This window comes from Ensifer oleiphilus, assembly GCF_013371465.1.
GTDB classification, from domain to species: domain Bacteria; phylum Pseudomonadota; class Alphaproteobacteria; order Rhizobiales; family Rhizobiaceae; genus Ensifer; species Ensifer oleiphilus.
Genome location: NZ_JABWDU010000002.1, coordinates 1,235,313 through 1,241,312, shown reverse-complemented (window position 1 = coordinate 1,241,312; position 6,000 = coordinate 1,235,313). Strand labels below are relative to the sequence as shown.

The following is a 6,000-nucleotide window of genomic DNA, read 5'->3' as shown; positions in this document are numbered from 1 at the left end:
CGTCAGGCTCATAACCTGAAGGCCGCAGGTTCAAATCCTGCCCCCGCAACCAAATCATAAAAATAGCCCGCCAGACCCAAAAGGTCGGCGGGCTTTTTCGCGTTTCGGAGGCGCACGCCGCTCCGCCGATGGACGGGGTCAAGGCGCAAGGCCGTTTCGCACAGCTCACCGATCCAGGTGAGCGAACCTTGCGCGCGGAGTCAGAAGCGCGCTCGCTTGGACCGAGGATGCATGAACGCGATGCTGGGAAGCCGATCCTGGAGGCGGTCAAGCTGCGCGCGGGCGCAGTTCACAGCCTGAAATTCTTCGGATCGCAACGCAGTGTGCAGCCGCCTGCGGTAGACCTCATGGGTACGCATGGCTGAAATATTCCAGCGAAAGCGCCCTGCGCTCCCGGGCTGCGGGCAGGGCCGTTTGCCGAACGTCGCCTTGGCTGCCAGGAGGGATCACCAGATTCAGTTGTAAATTTCGGGCCGCTGGATGGACACACCTTGCATCACCATCTCGATGAGCAACGCGGATTTCGCTACTCAAGATATGTTACAACGGCCCGAGCCGGAAAAACGAGTCAGAAAACACGATATATTTCAATCTCTTGCTTCAATTGGTCCAATCGGATTAATCCTGATTTTCTCATGACATGACGCATCTTCGGGCCTAGTATGCATCCCTTAGAGGTTGCAAACATCCTGGGGGTTGACCTGTGTCCATCAGTTCAGGAGCGGTGCGCCGCAAAGCGCGCAATGCACCGACCGGCATCGTCATCGAACCACATACGCTTGCCCGCACAGCCATCGTCACGCTGCTCGAGCGCGAACTCGCGGGGTGGACCTTCATCGATATGATCTCGACTGCGAGCCTGGACAAGGCTCTCGGCATGGACGTGCGTTTGATTACGCTCGATCTGGCGGGGAGGGGCGTCAGAAGCAGCAGCTTGCTCGACGATCTGGCGGCCGTTGCCGCGCGCTTTCCCAAAGCGCCGATCGCCTTGCTGTCAGATACCGACGATATATCCATCGCGGCGCAGGCACTGCAGATGGGGATCCGCGGCTTCTTCACCACCGCGCTGCCAATCGAGATTGCGCTTGCCGGTTTGAGGCTGGTGCTTGCCGGCGGCGTGTTCTGTCCGCATCCGCTGGGAGCATTTGCCGACGACGCGGCGCTCCATGTGGTGCCCGTGGAGGGACAGCGCGAACCCAAACGGTTGCGCAGCGACGGTCTTATCCTGGCCGACTTCACGCCACGCGAGGCTGACGTCCTGGCCGAATTGCAGTGCGGCTCCTCGAACAAGGTCATCGCCGGCAAGCTGAACTTGTCGGGTCATACCGTGAAGATGCATCTCCAGCACATCATGCGCAAGCTGCAGGTGCAGAACCGCACGGAGGTGGTCGCACGGCTTGGAGGCAGATCGTCGCCCGGCGATGGAGCGGCGGTGACGTAGCCGCCGTCATTTCGAGGTTTTCTCCAGCATCTCGCTCAGCGTAGCGGCTGTCAGCATGGCTTCGGCCAGAAGCTTCTTCAGCTTCTGGTTTTCCTGTTCCAGTGCCCTTATGCGTTTGACGTCGAAGCCAACAGTTCGAAGCTGTGAGGATTGCCAGCGGTAGAAAGTCGGTTCGCTGACACCATAACGCTGGCAGACATCGGCCACTGTCGCGCCGGCCTGGTGCTCCCGGAGGATGTCCATGATCTCGTCGTCATCGAACTTTCGCTTGCCCATCATGGTGTCCTTCGGTGGAACCAAGCCAGGGATGCAAGGGGCATGGGGCGGCAACGGAGCACGTACCTCCATTCGCGTCGCGCACAGAGCAGCCGGCTACAGCATGTTTCAGTCCTCACGAAATGCCCTGTTGAAACTGTCCAGCAGCGGCCTCAGCGCATAGAGGGCGACGCTGTTCGTGCCCGTTTCGATCAACGTTTGGGCAGGCATGCCGGCTACCAACTCGACTTCGCTCATCTTGGCCAACCGTTCGTCCACGACATGGATCGTGGCGGCGTAGTAGGATTGCCCGGTTTGCTTGTCGACCAGGCGATCCGCCGAGACATACTCGACCTTTCCCTTCAGAAGCGGTACTCGGTGTTGATTGTACGGCAGCAGATGGATCTGTGCCGCAAGACCGGGATGGACCAGATTGATGTCCTCGGGTCGCACTCTGGCCGAAACGATCAGGCGTCCCTTGCGCGGCACGAGGTCGACAAGCGGTTCGCCGGCGCCGATAACACCACCGCTGGTATGGATGCGCAAATCCATGATGACACCGTCTTCCGGTGCCCGGATCTCGGTTCTGGCCAACTGGTCGTCGATCGCCCGCATCCTTTCGCTCAGCTGCAGGATCTGGGTTTCCGTTTCGCGCATGGTCTGGGCGACTTCGTTCAGCCGATCGCTTCGAAGTTTCACGAGGTAGGCCTGGGCTTCACTGATCACCTGATAGGCACGGGAGATCTGCGCCGAAATTTCGCCAAGGCGCCCGCTGATATCCGCCTTTTCCCGTTGCAGGTTGAGAACACGGCTTTTCTTTTCCAGTCCCTTGGCCGTCAGCGTCGTGACGCTCTCAAGCTCCTGTCTGGAAATTTCGACCCGTTCGCTCAGAGCCGCCTTCTGAGCGGTAAGACCGGCGACTTCCTGCTGCACCTGTTTCATTCTTTCCTGCGTGATTGCGATCTCCGACCGCAACACCTGGCGTCGGGTTTCGAAGATCCGCTGCTGGCCGGTGACGATCGCCCCGATTGCCGGATTGTCGGCCATCGCTGCCAGCATTTCGGGCGGGTACGTTACGCTGTCTGCGTCGTCCTGCTCTGCAAGCAGGCGTGCGCGCCTCGCATCCGCGTCCCACAACTGTCCCTGGAGGCTGTCGCGTTCGGAGCGGAATTTGGTGTCGTCCAGTTCGATCAGCACCTGGCCGGAGGTGACCGCATCGCCGTTCTTGACGCGGATCTGCCTGATGATACCGCCTTCGAGATGCTGGATGGTCTTGCGGCTGGTTTCCGGTTCGACGACGCCGGAGGCGATCGCTGCGCTGCTGAGCGGCGCCAGTGCCGACCAAGTGCCAAGGCCGATGACAAAGAAGCCGATCAGCAGATTGCCGGTCCAGGCGACGGAACGCAGCCGTGACATCGGGGAGGCGGCCGCGAGCTCGATCGGGTTGATGCCGTCCTGCGGCGAATAGGTCAGCAGTTTTCCGATCGCGCCCTGCGGCTTTATCGAGCGATGGGCCGCGTTCGCCGCGCCAATGATCCGTGCGGGGGGCGGTTCGATCTGAACGAGATGCATCGTTTCGTCCTCCTCACGTTCCGGTTCGCGCCGGAGGCTGAAGATGCGCCTCGAAGATCTGTTCGCTGTCGCCGAAGGCATCGACCGTGCCGTTGCGCAGGATGGCGATCTTGTTGGTGACGGGCAGGATACCCATGCGATGGGTGATGATGACGACGATCATGCCGCGCGATCTCATCCGCGATATGGCCGTGAACAGCTTGCGTTCGCCGTCGTAGTCGAGGCTCGAGTTCGGATCATCGAGCACCACCAGCGATGGATTGCCATAGGCAGCGCGCGCCAGCCCAAGCTGCTGGCGCTGCGCCCTCAGGAGCAGCCCGCCACCTTCGCCGATGTCGGTGTCGTAGCCCTTGGGCAGCCGCATGATCGTCTCATGCAGGCCGACGAGCTTCGCCGCTTCGATCGCCTTGCCGGGATCGGCTCCATCCAGTCGGCCGATCACATCCTTGACCGCGCCGCCGAAGAGTTCGATGTCCTGCGGCAGGTAGCCGACATGGCGCGTCCCCGCACACAGGCGCAGGGCGGCGATGTCGACGCCGCCAAGAAGGGCACAGCCACTCGTTGCTGGCTCGACGCCGGCAATGATCCGTCCGAGCGTTGATTTTCCCGACCCCGATGGCCCGATCAGGGCCACACAATCGCCTGGCGCCAGCCGCAGAGTGACGCCCTGCAAGATCTGCCTGTCCGGATAGGGCAGGGTGTAGCCAACACTGTCGAGGATAAGGCCGCTCGGCTCGGGCACGGGCACCATGCGCGCGTCGCTGTCGGCGGCTACGGCAATTAACATCTGATTGAGCCGATTGAAGGCATTGCGGGCGAAGGCGACCGAGCGCCAGGCGCCGATCGCCCCTTCGACCGGCGCCAGACCGCGGCCGAGCAGAAGGCTGGCGACGAAGATGATGCCGGGGCTGCTATTTTCCTCGAGCACCAGCCAGGTGGCAGCGCCCATCATCAGGATTTGCGTTAGCGTTCTCACGGATTTCGACAGGCCGAGAATGACCTCGGTGCGCTGCATTGCGGCGTCCTGGGCCTTCCTTGCCGCTTCGGCGTCGCGGTAGACGATCTGGGCTGCGCCGTCCTGCATGCCCATGGCGCGGATGACCTGAATGTATTTGAGGGCGGTCGCAAAGCGCAGGTAGCTGCGCGCAAGCGCACGGTTGGCGTGGTCCAGGGGACGTCGCGTCGACAATTCGGTGAGGATCGCCAGGAGCAACAGCGAGGCGGCGCTCAGCAAGCCGATGACGCCGAGCAGCGGGTGGACGAGAAACAGCAGCAGCAGGAAAACAGGCGCCCAGGGCACGTCGAAGAGCAGCGAACTCGCGGGCGAATCCAGAAACTGCCTGAGCGTCGACAGGTCCTTATAGCAATCCGTCGCGACCGCGGGGCTGGTGCGCGCGCCATATTCGAAGGAGGCGGTAAGAACCACCGGGCGCAGCCGATGGTCCAGCCAGCTGCCGATGCGCGAAAGGGCGGCTCGACGCACGATGTCGAGCAGCGACCCGACCACCACGGCGACGGCGATAATCAGCGTCAGCATCACCAGCGTGTCGGCGCTGCGGCTCGACAGCACGCGATCGTAGATTTGCAGCAGATAGATGGAAGGGGCGAGCAGAAACAGGTTGTAGCCGCAGCTGTAAAGGAAGACCAAGCCGAAGGCTCCGGCTGAGGCTCGGAGAGCCATGACCAGATGCGTCGGTTCGCGCGGTGAGGGTTGCGAGTTGGTTGTCATTATCAGATCTCGTTACAATCGACTCTGACAAGGCAGGGGCTTGGCATGGCACATGTAAGGATGAGGATCGTTGGCCGAAGCCGACGATCCTCATTGCAAATTCACGAACCGAGATCGCTAAGGTCGATCGATCCGAACGCGTTGATGAAATTGTCGAGCGCGTTCGAGACCGTTGTGGTTTCGGTCGTCGTATCTGTAGATGTGTTGGTTTCGGTCGAGGTGTTGGTTTCCGTAAACGGATTCGTGTGGACCAGGGCCGAAGAAATGTCGCCGCCCAATGCCTGGTTGCCATTGCCGCCATTGCCGCCAACGCCGGCGAGAATGGTTGCATGCTGGTCGGCAAGGAACTGCGTGTTCTGCGTTGCCGTGGTGTCCGCAGCGACCGCTGCCACGTTACCACCGCTGGTGTTGCCTTGATCGCCACTGGAGGTGGCGTCGCCGCCGGCTCCACCGGAGCCGCTGTTCGTCAGCGAGGCAAGGAAGCCGTCACGAGCCTGGGCAAGTCCGCCTTCGCCGCCGTCACCGGTTCCCCATCCAGCGTCCTGCCAGACGTGATCACCGTTGTAGAGCTTGGTGTAGGCACCTTCTACCGTCTGCGAATTGGCGACATAGGCGACCGGATTATAGTGAATATCACCATAGTTGAAGCCATCACCGCCGTTGCCGGCACTGGCGTCGCCAGCGTCGGAGTTGCTGAGATTGATCGTGTCAGATGCTTGCGGAATAGGCATAGCGTTGCTCCTCTACGTATCTTTAACCCCCGTGTTCTCTCAGCGGTTCGGTGCAAGAGATACCGTGTGGCAGACGGGGTAACCGCAATTGAATGGTGCGCGTTCTTGCGCGTGCGAGCTAGCTGGACAATCGGTGACGTCCCTTTGGGCGGGGTATGGGTCACCTGGCGGATATGGGGCAGGCAATGGGGTGCGCGGGACAGACAAACGCACCCGGTTGGGGGTGCGTTTGTCTGTCTGACCGATGCCGTCGAAGCACGGCGGCGGGGCTC

Annotated in this window: 5 protein-coding genes; 1 reads left to right on the top strand and 4 read right to left on the bottom strand. The window is 61.4% G+C overall.

What is annotated here, in order from left to right; genetic code table 11:
* Window positions 1-703 precede the first annotated feature (703 nt).
* Entirely contained in the window at window positions 704-1,441 is a 738-nt protein-coding gene (locus tag HT585_RS12730; RefSeq protein ID WP_176353218.1) for a LuxR C-terminal-related transcriptional regulator, read from the top strand.
* A gap of 6 nt (window positions 1,442-1,447) precedes the next feature.
* Here HT585_RS12730 and HT585_RS12725 read toward each other — a convergent pair whose 3' ends face one another.
* The 4 genes from HT585_RS12725 to HT585_RS12710 all read right to left on the bottom strand — a co-directional run bounded on the left by HT585_RS12725 (window position 1,448) and on the right by HT585_RS12710 (window position 5,728).
* On the bottom strand, window positions 1,448-1,717 hold the full coding sequence (locus HT585_RS12725; protein WP_171986813.1) for a transposase: 270 nt from the start codon (window positions 1,715-1,717) through the stop codon (window positions 1,448-1,450).
* Window positions 1,718-1,825: 108 nt separating this feature from the next.
* Window positions 1,826-3,268: an HlyD family type I secretion periplasmic adaptor subunit gene (locus HT585_RS12720; protein ID WP_176353217.1), complete on the bottom strand. Its 1,443-nt coding sequence runs from the start codon at window positions 3,266-3,268 to the stop codon at window positions 1,826-1,828.
* Window positions 3,269-3,281: 13 nt separating this feature from the next.
* Window positions 3,282-4,997 carry a type I secretion system permease/ATPase gene (locus tag HT585_RS12715; RefSeq protein WP_176353216.1) on the bottom strand — a complete coding sequence of 572 codons (1,716 nt, stop codon included), beginning with the start codon at window positions 4,995-4,997 and terminating at the stop codon, window positions 3,282-3,284.
* Window positions 4,998-5,098: 101 nt separating this feature from the next.
* The gene (locus HT585_RS12710) at window positions 5,099-5,728 is read right to left on the bottom strand and encodes a PE-PGRS family protein (RefSeq protein ID WP_176353215.1); all 630 of its coding nucleotides are present in this window, start codon (window positions 5,726-5,728) and stop codon (window positions 5,099-5,101) included.
* Window positions 5,729-6,000: the final 272 nt, after the last annotated feature.